The organism is Lacisediminimonas profundi, assembly GCF_008831265.1.
In the GTDB taxonomy this organism is placed as follows: domain Bacteria; phylum Pseudomonadota; class Gammaproteobacteria; order Burkholderiales; family Burkholderiaceae_D; genus Lacisediminimonas; species Lacisediminimonas profundi.
In genome coordinates this window covers 150,957-165,883 of record NZ_VTTH01000003.1, presented here as the reverse complement: position 1 = coordinate 165,883, position 14,927 = coordinate 150,957, and the positions used below count along the sequence as shown (strand labels likewise).

The window sequence follows — 14,927 nt, the reverse complement described above, 5'->3', positions numbered from 1 at the left end:
TGGCGTTCAGACATCAATCGCCTTTACCGAGCCGGCCTTTTGCCGGAGTTCGAATTTCTGTATCTTGCCGGTCGATGTCTTGGGTAAATCGGCGAACAGGATCGCGCGCGGCACCTTGAAGCCTGCCAGGTGCAGTTTGCAGTGTGCCATCAATTCCTGCTCGGTCAGCGTGGCGCCGGGCTTGAGTTCGATGAAGGCGCAAGGCGTTTCGCCCCAGCGCTCGTGCGGCATGGCGACCACGGCAGCGGCCATCACGGCCGGATGCCGGTACAGCACGTCCTCTACCTCGATGCTCGAAATATTCTCGCCGCCCGAAATAATGATGTCCTTGCTGCGGTCCTTGATCTTGATGTAGCCGTCCGGATGGATCACGCCGAGGTCGCCGGAATGGAACCAGCCGCCGGCAAATGCTTCCTGCGTGGCCTTTTCGTTCTTCAGGTAGCCCTTCATGGTGATGTTCCCGCGGAACATGATCTCGCCCATGGTCTCGCCGTCAGCCGGCACCGGCTGCATGGTAGCCGGGTCGAGCACGCTTACCGCTTCCTGCAGGTTGTAACGCACGCCCTGGCGCGCATTGAGGCGGGCGCGTTCGCCGATGTCGAGCGACGCCCATTCGGCCTGTTTGTCGCAGACCACCGCTGGGCCATAGACTTCGGTCAGCCCGTACACATGGGTCAGGTCGAAGCCCAGTTCTTCCATGCCTTCGATCATTGACGCCGGCGGCGCCGCGCCGGCCACCATGGCGCTGACTTTGTGGCTGATGCCGGCCCGCATGTCGGCAGGGGCGTTCAGGATCAGCGTATGCACGATGGGCGCGCCGCAGTAATGCGTGACGCCATGCTCGCGGATCGCGTCCCAGATCGCACCGGCCTCGACGCGCCGCAGGCAGACGTTGACGCCAGCCTGCGCCGCCACAGTCCACGGGAAACACCAGCCGTTGCAGTGGAACATCGGCAGGGTCCACAGGTAAACCGGATGGCGCGGCAGCGACCACACCATGACGTTCGACACCGCGTTCAGGTAGGCGCCACGGTGATGCACCACCACGCCTTTGGGGTTGCCGGTGGTGCCGGAGGTGTAGTTCAGGCCGATCGCATTCCATTCATCGGCCGGCGGCGACCAGGAGAAATCGGGGCTGCCGCTGGCAAGGAATTCCTCGTATTCGATGCTGCCGATGCGCTCGCCCAGGCCGTCGTAGAGAGCATCGTCGACGTCGATCACCGGTATCTCGCGGCCCAGGTGCGCCAGCGCGTCCCGCATCACGCCCGAAAATTCGCGGTCGACGATGACGAGACTGGCCTGCCCGTGGTCAAGCATGAAGGCAATCGACTCGGCATCGAGGCGGGTGTTGAGCGTATTGAGCACCGCGCCTGTCATCGGCACGCCAAAATGCGCGTCCACCATGGGCGGGGTATTGGGCAGCATCACGGCAACGGTATCGCCCTGCCCCACACCCTTGCCGGAGAGCGCACTGGCCAGTCGCCGCGCGCGCTCGTAAGCTTGCCGCCAGGTGACACGCAGGGCGCCATGCACGATCGCCAGCCGGTCGGGATACACGCTCGCCGCGCGCTCCATGAAACCCAGCGGCGACAGCGGCGCGTAATTGGCCGCATTCTTTTCCAGCCCGATGTCGAATTGGTTCATGCCGTCTCCGAAATTCTTGTCTTCCCTGCCCTGCCAGCCTTGCCCGTAACCATGGGGCGCCGCTCAGTCCAGCCCGGCCAGCGCCTTCACATGCGCCACCACACTCCGGCCCAGGGCGGAAAGGTTGTAGCCGCCTTCGAGGCAGCTGACGATGCGGCCCTGGCCGTGCTGGTCCGCCACCGCCATCAGTTGCTGCGTGATCCATGCATAGTCGGCCTCGACCAGGCCCATCTGGCCAATGTCGTCCTCGCGATGGGCATCAAAGCCGGCGGAAATGAAAATCATCTCGGGCCGGTGAGCTTCCAGCGCCGGCAACCAGCGCTCGGCGATCAGCTGGCGTACCGTATCGCCACGGCTGTGCGCCGGCACCGGCACGTTGACCGAATTGGGCACGATGCGCGACAGCGGCTGCGCGCCGGTGTAAGGGTAAAACGGATGCTGGAAAAAGCTCACCATCAGCACCCGCGGATCGTCGATAAAAGCCTCTTCCGTGCCGTTGCCGTGATGGACATCGAAGTCGGCGATCGCCACCCGTTGCAATCCATGCACCTCGAGCGCGTGGCGCGCTGCAATGGCAACATTGTTAAACAGGCAAAAGCCCATCGGCTCCGAAGGCCGGGCATGGTGACCTGGCGGACGTATGGCGCAGAACGCATTGTCCAGTTCGCCGGCGATCACCGCATCGGTCGCCGCCACCGCCGCACCCGCCGCCCGTAGCGCCGCCCGCCAGCTCCAGGCGTTGAGCGACGTGTCGCCATCGATCGGGTAATAACCGGCCTGCCGCTCGTCGTCGGCGGCGAAATGGTCGCCACCGTTGCTGCCGGCGGACTTGGGGGTGTTGTCACGGATCAGTGCGATTGCCGCATCTGTGTGCACCCTCGCCAGCGCCTGCTCCGGCGCTTCCGGCGCCTGGCGATAATCAAGGAAGGAACTGATGCGGCTGGCAATCAACTGATCTTCGATTGCCTGCAAACGGGCCGGGGACTCGGGATGCCATGATCCCATTTCATGGCGCTGGCAATCGGGATGGGTGTAAATTGCTGTAGTCATGGAAGACCGCCCGAGGGCACGCTTTCTCTAATAAAATCTGGGTGGGCTGCGCCTAGTGTAGCGCGAAACAAAGCGTGCCAATGTCATTGGCCCGACTTTGTCCATGCTGCCGCCAATATACGGAAATACCTCTCGAACGGAACAAGGGTCATTCATGTTTTCAAAAGTCCATGCCGTCGCGCGGCAAGTTGGCGAGATTGTGGTTGGCAAGGACTTCCAGATCAGGCAGGCGCTGGTGTGCCTGCTGGCCGGCGGCCACCTGCTGATCGAAGACGTGCCGGGCGTGGGCAAGACGACCCTGGCGCATGCGCTGGCGACTACGCTCGGACTGCGCTTCAACCGGGTCCAGTTCACCAGCGACCTGCTGCCGGCGGACGTGATCGGCATTTCCGTGTTCGACCGCGAAAAAGGCGGCTTTGCGTTCCACCCCGGCCCGGTATTCACCCAGGTGCTGCTGGCCGACGAAATCAACCGGGCCACGCCCAAGACCCAGTCCGCCTTGCTGGAGGCGATGGAAGAAGGGCAGGTTTCGGTCGATGCCGTGACGCGCGACCTGCCGCAGCCCTTCTTTGTGATCGCGACCCAGAATCCGACCCACCAGATCGGCACCTTCGCGTTGCCCGAATCCCAGCTCGACCGTTTCCTGATGTGCATTTCGCTGGGCTACCCTGACCGCGAGGCCGAACGCGGGTTGCTGCGCGGCGAGGACCGGCGCAGCCTGCTGCGCCAGATGTCGGCGGTGATGCAGCCCGAGGAATTGCAGGCGGCACAGTCACTGCTGCGCGAGGTCCACACCTCGGACGCGCTGATCGATTATGTGCAGTCGCTGGTGCAAGCCTCGCGCCAGGGCGGGCTGTTCGCCGAGGGGCTGAGTCCGCGCGCTGCGATCGCGCTGGTGCAGGCGGCGCGCGCCTGGGCGGCGCTGGAAGGCCGCAACCACGTGATTCCGGAAGACGTACAGGCAGTGCTGGTGCCGGTTGCCGCCCACCGGCTGCGGCCGGCGCGTTCGGCCTCCGGACTGGGCTCGTCCAGCCGCGAACTGGTTCAGCAACTGCTCAAGTCAGTCCGGGTATAAATTCATGCGCCCCGCCCTGGCCCTGCCTCAGTTGTTCCGGCACGCCATCGACACCTGGCTGTTCCAGCTCAAGCCGGCCGAGCACGGCGAAGTGGTGCTGCACCGGCGCCGGGTTTTCATCCTGCCCACTCGCGCCGGAATGGCCTTCGTGGTGATGCTGCTGGGGCTGTTCATCGGTTCCGTGAACTACAACCTGAACATGGGCTTTGCACTCACTTTCCTGGTGACAGGCTGCGCCCTGGTTGGCATGTACCTGACCTACCGCAACCTGGCCTGGCTGCACCTGTCACCAGGCCGCAGCACGCCGGTGTTTGCCGGCGGCGAAGCCCTGTTCGAATTGCAATTGGCCAATCGCAGCCGCCATGCGCGTTACGCGATCGACATCGGCTTCATCGGTGACGATGCGACTGAAGTCGAAACCATGGTCGACCTGCCCGCGTTCGGTGAATGCAGCGTGCGGCTGGCCGCGCCTGCCCGCCAGCGCGGCTGGCTGCAAGCCCCGCGCATCAGGCTGCAGACGCAGTTTCCACTGGGCTTGCTGCGCGCATGGAGCTACTGGCAACCCGAGCTCGCCACCCTGGTGTACCCCAAGCCCGAGGAAGACGGCCCGCCGCTGCCGCCCAGCGAAATGGGCGGCAAGGATGGCAGCGGCCGCGCCGGGCACGATGATTTTGCCGGCGTGCGCGCATGGCAGGCCGGCGACTCGCCCAGCCGGCTGGCGTGGCGCCAGATTGCCCGCATGGGCGACGGCGCCGGCGCCCTGGTGAGCAAGCATTTCGAAGGTGGCAGCAGCGCTGAACTGTGCATAGCCGAAGACATGCTTGCCGGCCTGCCGCTGGAACAGCGGCTGTCGCGCATGACGCGCTGGGTGCTGGAAGCCGAGCAGCGCGGACTGGCCTGGCGCTTCATGCTGGGTGGCATGGTGCTGCCGGCAGCCCAGGGAGCGGCGCATCGCGACGAGTGCCTGCGCGCCCTTGCGCTATACCACGGCGGCACGCCATGAGTGAAGCACGCACGCGCTTGTTTGCATGGCGGCCTGCGCCTGTCGGCCTGTCGCGCGAAAAGGTGGACTCGCTGCTGCTGATCGTCACTTGCGCACTGATCATGGGGCCGCACGGCTTGCATCTGCCGGGCTGGATCACGCAGGTATCGGCCGGATTGCTGGCCTGGCGCTGCTGGATCACGTTCCGCGGCGAGCGCCTGCCGCCGCGCTGGCTGCTGCTGCCGGTGTGTCTGCTGGTGATGACCGGCGTGCTGCTTACTTACAAGACCATGCTCGGGCGCGACACCGGCGTTGCCATGCTGGTGTTGCTGATCGCATTCAAGCTGCTGGAGATGCATGCCAGGCGCGACGCCTTCGTGGTCGTGTTCCTCAGTTTCTTCCTGATCCTGATGAACTTTTTCTACTCGCAAAGCATGCTCACCTCGGTGTTGATGGGTATTGCCGTGGTGCTGGTGCTGACAGTGCAGATATCGTTCCAGTATGCACAACACGCGCCGCCCCTGCGTGACCGGCTGCGGCTGGCAGGCAGCATCGTCGGCCTGGCGGTGCCGCTGATGGTGGTGCTGTTCCTGCTGTTCCCCCGTTTCCAGGGGCCTTTCTGGGGCCTGCAGAGCCAGGCGAACAGCGGCACCTCCGGACTCGGCAACAGCATGGCGCCAGGCAACATATCCAGGCTGGCCTTGTCCAGCGACATTGCCTTTCGCGTGCGCTTCACCGATGCCGTCCCGCCCACTCCCCGGCTCTACTGGCGCGGACCGGTGCTCGGGCATTTCGACGGCCGCACCTGGACGCCGCTGCCCGCCGGACGCGGCCCGGGCGGCACCCTCGAGCTGCGCTCGGCCAGCCCGGCAACCCGCTACCGGGTGACGCTGGAACCGAGCGGCCAGCGATCCCTGTTCGCGCTCGAGATGCCGGCCGCGGTGCCACAGGCCGGCACCCACATCATCCGGGTGCAGCCGGACATGCAGCTGACCACGCGCGCGCCGATCAACCAGCGTGTACGCTACGACGCCGCCTCCTACCTGGATTTTTCGTATCCGGGCAACGAGACTGCGGCTTCGCTGCGCGACTGGCTGCAACTGCCGGCGGGATACAACCCGCGCGCGCGCCAGCTGGCGTCTGAAATGCACAAGGCATCAGGCGCTGCGGGCGATCCCGGGCTGCTGGTCAAACAGGTGCTGGCGATGTTCCGCCAGCAGAATTTCCGCTACACGCTGGAGCCGCCCCTGCTCGGCCAGAACACGGTCGACGAATTCCTGTTCAACACCCGCGCCGGCTTCTGCGAGCACTATGCCAACGCCTTCGTGGTGCTGATGCGCGCGATGGACATTCCGGCCCGGGTCGTGACCGGCTACCAGGGCGGCGAGATGAACCTGCTCGACAATTTCATGACAGTCAGGCAGTCCGATGCGCATGCATGGGCCGAGGTATGGCTGGCGCAGCGCGGCTGGGTACGGGTCGATCCGACCGCCGCGGTTGCGCCATCCCGCATTGACAGCAGCTTGCGCAGCACCGTCCCGCAGACTTTGCTGGGTGGGCTGGTCAGCTTCAACGTCGAGGGCAGCGCCTGGGCCACGGCGATCCAGCGGATGCGGATGAACTGGGATGCGCTGAACAATCGGTGGAACCAGCTGGTGCTGGATTACTCCGCCGGCCGGCAGCGCGACTTGCTGGAAGCGCTCGGCTTTGAAAATCCGGACTGGACCACGCTGACCGGATTGATGATCGCCGCATTGGTCGTGGTCGCGGCATTGATCGGTTTGCCGCTGATGCTGCACAACCGGCGCCGGCACCGCGATCCGCTCGACTCGCTCTACGAGCGTTTCTGCCAGGCATTGGCACGCCAGGGCCAGGCTCGCGCCCTGCACGAAGGACCGCACGGCTGGCGCCAGCGCTTGCTCGCCCAGCAACAGGCCGCCAGCCCGGAAAAGCTGCGCGCCTGGAGTGAATTTCTCGAACTGTATGAAACAATGCGCTACGCCGCCCCGCGCAACCCGGATCGCGCTACCCTGCCATCCGCTGCCCCGGAATTGTCCCGCTTGAGGAAACTGCTATCACTATGTCGTTGATCATCGATGCCCTGCGCGGCATCCGCCGCCTTCGCCCATCCCTTGCCTTGTTGCCATTGGCTGTGCTGATCGCGCTGCCGGCCCAGGACAGCAGCGCCGCCAGCCGCCAGCGCCGCCAGCCGGTCCTGAAAAAAGTGAATGCAAGCGCCGCAGAGGTCGGCGAATTCGCCAATTTCGCACAATGGAAGGACGCCGGCCCGTTCATCGACAGGATGGCGGAAATCCATGGCTTCGAACGCGACGAAGTGCGCGCCATCCTGTCGAAAGTGCGCTTCGTCGAAAAGGCCGTGCAGCTGATCAAGCCGGCTCCACCCGGCAGGCCCAAGAACTGGCAGGCCTACCGCGCCCGTTTCGTCGAGCCGCTGCGGATACAGGCGGGTGTCGAATTCTGGGACCGCCATGCCGACGTGCTGGCGCGCGCCGAAGAGCAATATGGCGTGCCGGCCGAGATCATCGTCGGCATTATCGGCGTGGAAACCATCTACGGCCGCAATACCGGCAACTTCCGGGTGATGGACGCCCTTGCCACGCTGGCATTCGCCTATCCCGAGGCGCCCAACCGTGCTGCGCGCATGGATTACTTTCGCGGCGAACTGGAGAACGCGCTGGTGTATGCGCGGGAAGAAAAGCTGGATCCGTTCACGCTGCTCGGCTCGTATGCCGGTGCGATCGGATGGCCGCAATTCATGCCGGGCAGCATCCGCCGTTTCGCGGTCGACTTCGACGGTGACCAGCACATCAACCTGCGCGCATCGCCGGTGGATGCGATCGGCAGCGTTGCCAATTTCCTGTTGCAGCACGGATGGAACAAGGGCGACCCGGCCGTGTTCCCGGCAACGGTGTCGGACAATGACAGCTGGGCCGGCTTCCTGAAGCAGGGCCTGCAGGCGCGCAACAGCATCGACGAGCTTGCCGCCGGCGGCGTGCTGCCGGCCACCACGGTGCCGGCCGACCTGCGTTACGGACTGGTGGATCTGCAAAACGGCAGCGAGCCGACCGAGTACTGGATCGGCACCAACAATTTTTTCGCGATCACGCAGTACAACCGCAGCTTTTTCTATGCGATGTCGGTGATCGAGCTGGGCAAGTCGGTGCGGGTGGCGCGCAGCACGCAGACCAGCCTGCGCTAAGAAATCCGGGGGATTGCCCCTGTCACGCTGCTGAGAAATTACTGCGCCGGGCGATGGCCCGTATTCAGCCAGCAGGCAGTAGCGCCACCGACTTCACCTGCGCCCAGACCTGCTTGCCGGGAACAATGCCCAGCTGGTCGCGCGAGCGGCGCGTGATGCGGGCCAGCAGCACGGCGCCACCCACATCGAGGCTGATCAACACTTGCGCAGCTTCGCTGGCCGGCCGTTCCGCAATCACCGTCGCCGGCAAGTGATTCAGGATCGAGGTATCGCGCTGCCGCTCCAGCGCCAGGCTCACATCGCGCGCCAGGATACGCAGCCGCATCCGCGCCCCCGGCGGCAGCGCCTTGTGTGCGACCTGCATCGGGTTTCCGCCTACCTGCAAGCGTACCAGTTGGTATTCTTCATCGAAGCCGTCGATCACGCCCTCGATCACGACCCCGGCATCATCGGTCAGGGCGGTGGGCAGATCCAGGCGCGCCATGGTTTCTGCAAGCGGGCCGCTGGCGATCACCCGGCCTGCATCGAGCAACACCAGATGGTCCGCCAGCCGCGCCACCTCGTTGGGCGCGTGGCTGACAAAGAGCATGGGAATATCGAGTTCCTGGTGGATGCGTTCCAGGTAAGGCAGGACCTCTTCCTTGCGCTTGATATCGAGCGAGGACAGCGGTTCGTCCAGCAGCAAGATCCTGGGCCTGCCAACCAGCGCCCGGGCAATCGCTATGCGCTGGCGCTCGCCGCCGGACAAATTATGGGTACGACGCTGCAGCAGATGCCCGATTCCCAGCAAATCCACCGCCCGCGCCATTGCCTTTCCCTGATCCGCCGCGCCGGCGCGCTTGCCCGCATAGTCCAGGTTGCCTTGCACCGACAGATGCGGGAACAGGCTCGCTTCCTGGAAAACATAGCCGAGCGAACGCTTGTGAGTCGGCACGAAGATATCCCGGGAATCGTCCTGCCATACCTCGCCATTCACCTCCAGGTAAGCTTGGCCAGGACGTTCCAGGCCGGCAATCGCGCGCAACAGGGTCGTCTTGCCCGATCCCGAATGACCGAACACCGCAGTGACGCCACGGCCGGGCAGATCCAGATCCACTTCCAGGGAAAATCCGGTGTAGTTCAGCTGCAGATTCAACAGCAGGTTCAGCTGCGGGTTCTTCTGCAGATTCGCGCGCATGGTCGGCTGCCCGTTCACAGTACCCGCCGCGACGGATTGAGCGTGTACAGGCACAGCAACACCAGGAAGGAAAAGATCAGCATCCCGCCCGCCAGCCAGTGCGCTTGCGCGTATTCGAGCGCTTCGACATGGTCATAGATCTGTACCGATACGACGCGCGTCTTGTTCGGAATATTCCCGCCTATCATCAGCACGATGCCGAATTCGCCTACCGTGTGCGCAAAACCAAGGACGCTTGCAGTGAACAGCCCGGGCCGGGCCAGCGGCAATGCCACTGAAAAGAATGTATCCCACGGTCCGGCGCGCAGGGTTGCCGCCACTTCCAGCGGCCGGCGTCCCATCGATTCGAATGCGTTCTGAATCGGCTGCACGACAAACGGCAATGAATAAAATACCGACGCCACGACCAGGCCGGAAAAACTGAAGGGCAACTGGAATCCGAGCGCCGCCGTCAAGCGGCCGACAGGACTGTCAGGCCCCATCGCCACCAGCAGGTAGAAACCCAGCACAGTCGGTGGCAATACCAGCGGCAAGGCGACCACGGCGCCAATCACGCCTTTCAGCCGGGAACGCGTCTGCGACAGCCACCAGGCTATTGGCGTGCCGATCAGGAGCAAAAGCCCAGTGACGACGGTGGCCAGTTTGAATGTCAGCCAGATCGCCGCCCAGTCTTCAGGACTCAGCATTGCCGGGGCCCCTTCAAAAATCGTAGCCGTACGACATGATCACGCCTTTTGCCTTGTTGCTTTTCAGGTGCGTCACCAACGCCGCTGCGGCAGGATTGCCCTTGCCCCGTTGCAAGATCATCGCGTCCTGCCGGATCGGGCTGTACAGCCTGGCGGGCACCATCCAGGCCGATCCGGATTTCAGCTTTCCATCCTCGTAGACCTGCGACATCGCGACAAAGCCGAGCGTCGCATTGCCGGACAATACGAACTGGAATGCCTGCGAGATATTTTCCCCCTGCACGAACTTCGGTTCGAGCGCATTCAGCAAGCCAAGATTCTTCAAGGCTTCGAGCGCTGCCGCGCCGTATGGCGCCACCTTGGGATTGGCTATCGACAGATGCGCAAACGATCCCTGTTTCAGCACTTCACCCTTGTCGTCGACAAGGCCGCCCTTTGCGCTCCATAGCACCAGCTTGCCGATGGCATAGGTGAACCTGCTGCCTGGCACCCCGAAGCCCTCCTTCTCCAGCCTGGCGGGGATCTGGTCGTCCGCGGCAAGCAAGACCTCGAACGGCGCGCCATTCCTGATTTGGGCGTAGAACGCGCCGGTAGCACCAAAGGATGCCACGACCTTGTGGCCGGTTTCCTGTTCAAACTGCGCAGCGATTCTTTTCATGGGTGCAGTGAAATTGGCGGCCACGGCCACCTGAACTTCACCGGCATGGGCAATGCTGCCTGCCAACAAGGCTATTGCGCAAACGGCGTGAAAAACCGCGGGCAGTGCCTGGCCCGGCCTGTTGGAAATTTCATTGCCGCGCCATGGGCGCAGCTTTCTATCGGACCTGCCAGTCATGGAAAACATCTGAAAGTAAGTTGCGGACCAGACCATCCGACTGAATCCAGCAAAATATCACGCCGCAGCCATCGCAGGCGGCGGCTTGGGTCGGCTCCAGGCAAATACCGCCTGTACGATGCCTGCGGCCAGTCCGATCACCACAGCGCCCTGCCATGCCGCATTGTACGAGCCGGACAGGTCATAGATCAGCCCGCCACCGAAGGCGCCGATGAAGCTGCCGAACTGGTGGCTCATGAAAGCCACCCCGCCCAGCATCGCCTGCCAGCGCACGCCGAAGGTTTCGCCTATCCATCCCGCGATCAGGGGCACCACACCCAGCCACAGGAAGCCCATGATGGCGGCAAAAAGCAGCGTACTGAACGGTGTCGGGCTGGACATGAAGTACCAGGCCAGCGTCAGCGATCGCATGATGTAGATGCCGCCCAGCAGCATCAGCTTGTTGTAGCGGGTGCCGGCCCAGCCGAAGAACAAGCTGCCCAGCACATTGAATCCGCCGATCACGCCCAGCGCCTTGGCGCTGAGCATGGGATCCATGCCGCAGATTTCGAGGTAGGACGGCAGGTGGGTGGCAACGAAAATCAGCTGCATGCCGCAAACGAAATACGCCGACATCAATATCAGGTAAGACGAATTGCGCAGCGCGGATTTCAGCGTTGCCTTGCCGCTCAGTTCCGTGCCGCCGGGTGTGGGCGGGACCGGAATCTTGTCGACCCGTCCCGCAATCCAGGCGGCGGGCAACATCGCAAGCGCAATCACGACGAATGCGGTCACGCCGGCCCGCCATCCGTATTCCTGGTTCAGTGCCTGTCCGATCGGTGCCGACAGCAAAGCCCCGAGCGAACCCGCGCCCGACACAAGACCCATTACCACCAAGCGCACAGTCGGTGGGGTGGAGCGCGCGGTGACCGCAAGCGAGATTGCGCTGCCGGTGCAGGCCATGGCCGCGCCGATGGCGACGCCGGCACCCAGGATGATGCCGACCAGTCCTTGCGCGGTAGCCAGCAGGACCAGGCCGCTGATGTACAGCACCGAACCGGCCACCAGGGTCAGGCGAAATCCCGCGCGCGAAGCCCAGGCACCGGCAAACGGCTGCAGCACGCCCCAGGTGAGGTTCTGCACCGCGATGGCGATCGTGAATTGCGATACCGAGATGCCGACGTCGCGAGTAATTGGCTGCAGGAAAATCCCGAGACTTTGTCGCAGGCCCATGGCCAGGCTCAGCACGATGGAGACGCCAATCAGGATAGGCAGGACGGGGCGCAGCGATTTGTAGTCAGACATCAGGAAGCCGGTTGATTTTTTTTATATGCTACCGCCATGTGTCTCCTCCAGCGTGCAGCGCATCGGCAACGACAGATTCGTCGTTGTCCGGGGGAAATCTTACACGAGAAGCGCCCTCATCCGGCGCAGTCGCGCCTTGTCCGGCCGACCGCCGGACGCAGTGAGGGGGTAGAATCCGCACCCGGCGCGACCAATACAGCGCCGGGAACACTGGCAATACACCGACATCGGAAAGCACTTCAATGAACGACGAGAACAAGCTCATGGACGACACCCGGCGCTGGGTGGAAGAGGCAGTCATCGGACTGAACCTGTGTCCGTTTGCAAAAGCGGTGCAGGCGCGAGGGCAGATCCGCTACACGCTCAGCCAGGCGCGCGACCCCGAAGCCCTGACAGCCGAACTGCTCGCCGCCCTGCATGACCTGGCTGCCGCTGATCCGGAACAGCTCGACACGATCCTGCTGATCCATCCATTCGTGCTGGAGGACTTTGCCGAATACAACGACTACCTCGACATCGTCGACATGATCATCGAGGCAGAGGGCTACGAGGGCGTGCTGCAAGTGGCAAGCTTCCATCCCGATTACCAGTTTGCCGACAGCCCGGCTGCGGATCGCGCCAACTACACCAACCGCTCTCCTTACCCGATGCTGCATTTATTGCGGGAAGATAGCATCAGCCGCGCCGTGGACTCCCTGCCCGATCCTGCCTCGGTCTACCAGCGGAACATGCGCGTGCTAAGGGATCTGCCGCAGGACGAATTCGCGCGCATCTGGGGGCCGCGACCAGAGCGCTGAAGCGTTGCGCTTCGTCAAGCGCTGAATATTTTTCGGCGATATCATTGCCTTTATGAAACTTTCTCTGGTGAAAGTTAACAGAACGTAACGATGCGATACATTTGTCAGGGCGACCAGTAAAATCTGGGAAATTGTTTCAGTGGGCATTGATGACGTAATTTTTCGTCAACACCACCCACGATGCGAGATGGTTCTTTATATTGTTTCCAATTGACAATATAATAATTAAAAAGCAACAGCGAACTCTGAACAAGCGTGTCACCAGCGCAGAAATTGAATTCGCTGGTTGCGCCTCTCGTATTCCATCCAAGCTATTTCGTATATTGGACTGCCACCATGATGACTACACAACAAGATACCCCTCCCAGCAACCGTCTTGCAGACCAGGTTGCCTACGACCCGAACAATCTGCTCGATTCCTTGATTGAACGCCTGCACCTGAAAAATGACGCGGCGCTGTCGCGTGCGCTCGAAGTGGCGCCGCCGGTGATCAGCAAGATCCGCCACCGTCGCCTGCCGGTTGGCGCTTCCCTGCTGATTCGCATGCATGAAGTGAGCGACCTCAGCATCCGCGACCTGCGCATGCTGATGGGCGACCGCCGCGACAAGTTCCGTATCAGCGACAAGCAGTTCAAGCCGAAGAACAAGGACAGTGGTTCGGAAGAATGAAAACAGGGCGGGTACGGCATCCCTGCCCTGCCCGCCCTGCAATTTCCAGCGTTACCGGCGTCGATCAGGTCAAGCCGGGAAGATGCCCGTTGACAGATAACGGTCGCCACGGTCGCAGACGATGAAAACGATCGTCGCATTTTCAGTTTCGGCCGAGATACGTAGCGCAACCTCAAGCGCGCCGGCCGCGGAAATCCCGCAGAAAATTCCTTCCTCGATCGCCATCCTCCGCGCCATCTGCTCGGCAGCGGCCTGGCTGACGTTCTCTACCCGGTCGACCCGCGAGCGGTCGAAAATCTTTGGCAGGTAGGCTTCGGGCCATTTGCGGATGCCCGGGATCTGCGAGCCTTCATCTGGCTGGGCGCCGACCACGCAGATTTGCGGATTCTGTTCTTTCAGATAATGCGACACGCCCATGATGGTGCCGGTGGTGCCCATCGCGCTGACGAAATGGGTAACCTCCCCATTAGTGTCCTGCCAGATCTCGGGACCGGTGGACTCGTAGTGGGAACGGGGATTGTCCGGATTGGCAAACTGGTCGAGGATGATCCCCTTGCCATCCTTCTGCATCTGCTCGGCGAGATCGCGGGCATATTCCATGCCGCCAGTCTTCGGGGTCAGGATGATCTGTGCGCCATAGGCCGCCATGCTCTGGCGCCGCTCCAGCGACAGGTTCTCCGGCATCAGCAGCACCATCTTGTAGCCGCGCATGGACGCCGCCATTGCCAGTGCGATGCCGGTGTTGCCACTGGTGGCTTCGATCAGGGTGTCGCCCGGCTTGATCAGTCCGCGCTCCTCCGCGCCTTTCACCATGGCCAGCGCAGGACGGTCCTTGACCGATCCGGCAGGATTGTTGCCCTCCATCTTGCCGAGGATGATGTTGTTGCGGGCAGCCGCATCGGCGCCGGGAATGCGCTGCAACTGGACCAGTGGCGTATTGCCGACTGTGTCTTCGATGGTCTTGTAGTGTGTGCTGGACATGATGATTTGCGGGCGCCGGGCCCGGGCATAAGCGCGTAACGGAGGCCTATTTTAATCGGTCGGCGTCAGGGGCGTGCGAATTGGACCATTGCCCGCTGACGTCAGCCAATTGCATGCCGATTGCCAAGCAATTGCCAAGCGATTGCCTGCCGCTTGCGCGCCACTTTCCACCACCTCACAGCCAGTTCAACGGGCGGAAGAACGCGGCACGCGCGCCGGATCGGCCTTTCCCTTCCCGTCCACGGTCAATCCCGCCTCGGACAAGGCCAGTGCGCGACGTTCGCCCATGCCTTTCACCCGCTGCTCCAGGTCGGCCCAATCCTTGTACAGGCCGCGCCGCCGGCGTTCGTCGAGTATCGCGTGCGAGATGGTGGGACCGATGCCTTTGACACCATCCAGTGCCGCCTGGTCCGCAAAATTCGCATCGACCTGGGCGCAAGCCGGCCCGGCGAACAAGAGCGCCAGCGCGGTAATTTGTAGCAATTGTTTGATCATCGAACCCTCCAGATGCTGTGCATGCGCCACCG

14 protein-coding genes are annotated in these 14,927 nt (G+C 63.0%); 6 read left to right on the top strand and 8 right to left on the bottom strand.

Translation table 11 applies throughout. From position 1 onward, the window contains the following. Nucleotides 1-6 precede the first annotated feature (6 nt). Nucleotides 7-1,644 (bottom strand): acyl-CoA synthetase, encoded by a 1,638-nt coding sequence (locus tag FVE66_RS10520; RefSeq protein ID WP_151447398.1) that lies wholly within the window; start codon nt 1,642-1,644, stop codon nt 7-9. 63 nt (nt 1,645-1,707) lie between these two features. After that, on the bottom strand, nt 1,708-2,694 hold the full coding sequence (locus tag FVE66_RS10515; RefSeq protein ID WP_151447397.1) for a histone deacetylase family protein: 987 nt from the start codon (nt 2,692-2,694) through the stop codon (nt 1,708-1,710). A gap of 154 nt (nt 2,695-2,848) precedes the next feature. Between FVE66_RS10515 and FVE66_RS10510 the strand changes: the two genes are divergently transcribed. From FVE66_RS10510 to mltB, 4 genes are read left to right on the top strand one after another with little or no spacing between them, the layout of a single operon-like run. Continuing rightward, entirely contained in the window at nt 2,849-3,769 is a 921-nt protein-coding gene (locus FVE66_RS10510) for an AAA family ATPase (protein WP_151447396.1), read from the top strand. 4 nt (nt 3,770-3,773) lie between these two features. Further along, the gene (locus tag FVE66_RS10505) at nt 3,774-4,772 is read left to right on the top strand and encodes a DUF58 domain-containing protein (RefSeq protein WP_151447395.1); all 999 of its coding nucleotides are present in this window, start codon (nt 3,774-3,776) and stop codon (nt 4,770-4,772) included. After that, nucleotides 4,769-6,841 (top strand): transglutaminase TgpA family protein, encoded by a 2,073-nt coding sequence (locus tag FVE66_RS10500; protein ID WP_151447394.1) that lies wholly within the window; start codon nt 4,769-4,771, stop codon nt 6,839-6,841. The genes FVE66_RS10505 and FVE66_RS10500 overlap by 4 nt, the downstream gene beginning before the upstream one ends. Continuing rightward, the gene (gene mltB, locus FVE66_RS10495) at nt 6,832-7,971 is read left to right on the top strand and encodes a lytic murein transglycosylase B (RefSeq protein ID WP_151447393.1); all 1,140 of its coding nucleotides are present in this window, start codon (nt 6,832-6,834) and stop codon (nt 7,969-7,971) included. The genes FVE66_RS10500 and mltB overlap by 10 nt, the downstream gene beginning before the upstream one ends. Before the next feature lie 64 nt (nt 7,972-8,035). Here mltB and modC read toward each other — a convergent pair whose 3' ends face one another. The 4 genes from modC to FVE66_RS10475 all read right to left on the bottom strand — a co-directional run bounded on the left by modC (nt 8,036) and on the right by FVE66_RS10475 (nt 11,953). Continuing rightward, a complete protein-coding gene (modC, locus tag FVE66_RS10490) occupies nt 8,036-9,148 on the bottom strand; it encodes a molybdenum ABC transporter ATP-binding protein (RefSeq protein ID WP_151447392.1) in 1,113 nt (370 codons plus the stop codon). Nucleotides 9,149-9,162: 14 nt separating this feature from the next. Beyond that, nucleotides 9,163-9,834 carry a molybdate ABC transporter permease subunit gene (gene modB, locus FVE66_RS10485; protein ID WP_151447391.1) on the bottom strand — a complete coding sequence of 224 codons (672 nt, stop codon included), beginning with the start codon at nt 9,832-9,834 and terminating at the stop codon, nt 9,163-9,165. A 13-nt stretch (nt 9,835-9,847) separates the two neighbouring features. Further along, entirely contained in the window at nt 9,848-10,597 is a 750-nt protein-coding gene (gene modA, locus FVE66_RS10480) for a molybdate ABC transporter substrate-binding protein (RefSeq protein WP_421829677.1), read from the bottom strand. A gap of 129 nt (nt 10,598-10,726) precedes the next feature. Continuing rightward, nucleotides 10,727-11,953, bottom strand: coding sequence for an MFS transporter (locus FVE66_RS10475; protein ID WP_151447389.1), 1,227 nt, complete (start codon nt 11,951-11,953; stop codon nt 10,727-10,729). Nucleotides 11,954-12,195: 242 nt separating this feature from the next. Here FVE66_RS10475 and FVE66_RS10470 point away from each other — a divergent pair, with 242 nt between their 5' ends. Next, a complete protein-coding gene (locus tag FVE66_RS10470; RefSeq protein ID WP_151447388.1) occupies nt 12,196-12,750 on the top strand; it encodes a DUF1415 domain-containing protein in 555 nt (184 codons plus the stop codon). A gap of 339 nt (nt 12,751-13,089) precedes the next feature. After that, on the top strand, nt 13,090-13,419 hold the full coding sequence (locus FVE66_RS10465; RefSeq protein WP_151447712.1) for a hypothetical protein: 330 nt from the start codon (nt 13,090-13,092) through the stop codon (nt 13,417-13,419). Nucleotides 13,420-13,488: 69 nt separating this feature from the next. Here the strand turns inward: FVE66_RS10465 and cysM are convergent, their stop codons facing one another. Together cysM and FVE66_RS10455 are read right to left on the bottom strand one after the other, a co-directional pair. Next, nucleotides 13,489-14,400, bottom strand: a complete 912-nt coding sequence (gene cysM, locus FVE66_RS10460; RefSeq protein WP_151447387.1) for a cysteine synthase CysM — start codon at nt 14,398-14,400, stop codon at nt 13,489-13,491. A 186-nt stretch (nt 14,401-14,586) separates the two neighbouring features. Continuing rightward, nucleotides 14,587-14,895: a helix-hairpin-helix domain-containing protein gene (locus tag FVE66_RS10455; protein WP_151447386.1), complete on the bottom strand. Its 309-nt coding sequence runs from the start codon at nt 14,893-14,895 to the stop codon at nt 14,587-14,589. Nucleotides 14,896-14,927 lie beyond the last annotated feature (32 nt).

Coding starts and splice junctions, on each gene's coding strand:
- FVE66_RS10500 (WP_151447394.1), top strand. CDS start 4,769: ATGAGTGAAGCACGCACGCGCTTGTTTGCATGGCGGCCTGCGCCTGTC.
- modC (WP_151447392.1), bottom strand. CDS start 9,148: ATGCGCGCGAATCTGCAGAAGAACCCGCAGCTGAACCTGCTGTTGAAT.
- FVE66_RS10475 (WP_151447389.1), bottom strand. CDS start 11,953: ATGTCTGACTACAAATCGCTGCGCCCCGTCCTGCCTATCCTGATTGGC.
- FVE66_RS10465 (WP_151447712.1), top strand. CDS start 13,090: ATGACTACACAACAAGATACCCCTCCCAGCAACCGTCTTGCAGACCAG.
- FVE66_RS10470 (WP_151447388.1), top strand. CDS start 12,196: ATGAACGACGAGAACAAGCTCATGGACGACACCCGGCGCTGGGTGGAA.
- cysM (WP_151447387.1), bottom strand. CDS start 14,400: ATGTCCAGCACACACTACAAGACCATCGAAGACACAGTCGGCAATACG.
- FVE66_RS10520 (WP_151447398.1), bottom strand. CDS start 1,644: ATGAACCAATTCGACATCGGGCTGGAAAAGAATGCGGCCAATTACGCG.
- modB (WP_151447391.1), bottom strand. CDS start 9,834: ATGCTGAGTCCTGAAGACTGGGCGGCGATCTGGCTGACATTCAAACTG.
- FVE66_RS10510 (WP_151447396.1), top strand. CDS start 2,849: ATGTTTTCAAAAGTCCATGCCGTCGCGCGGCAAGTTGGCGAGATTGTG.
- FVE66_RS10515 (WP_151447397.1), bottom strand. CDS start 2,694: ATGACTACAGCAATTTACACCCATCCCGATTGCCAGCGCCATGAAATG.
- FVE66_RS10505 (WP_151447395.1), top strand. CDS start 3,774: ATGCGCCCCGCCCTGGCCCTGCCTCAGTTGTTCCGGCACGCCATCGAC.
- FVE66_RS10455 (WP_151447386.1), bottom strand. CDS start 14,895: ATGATCAAACAATTGCTACAAATTACCGCGCTGGCGCTCTTGTTCGCC.
- mltB (WP_151447393.1), top strand. CDS start 6,832: ATGTCGTTGATCATCGATGCCCTGCGCGGCATCCGCCGCCTTCGCCCA.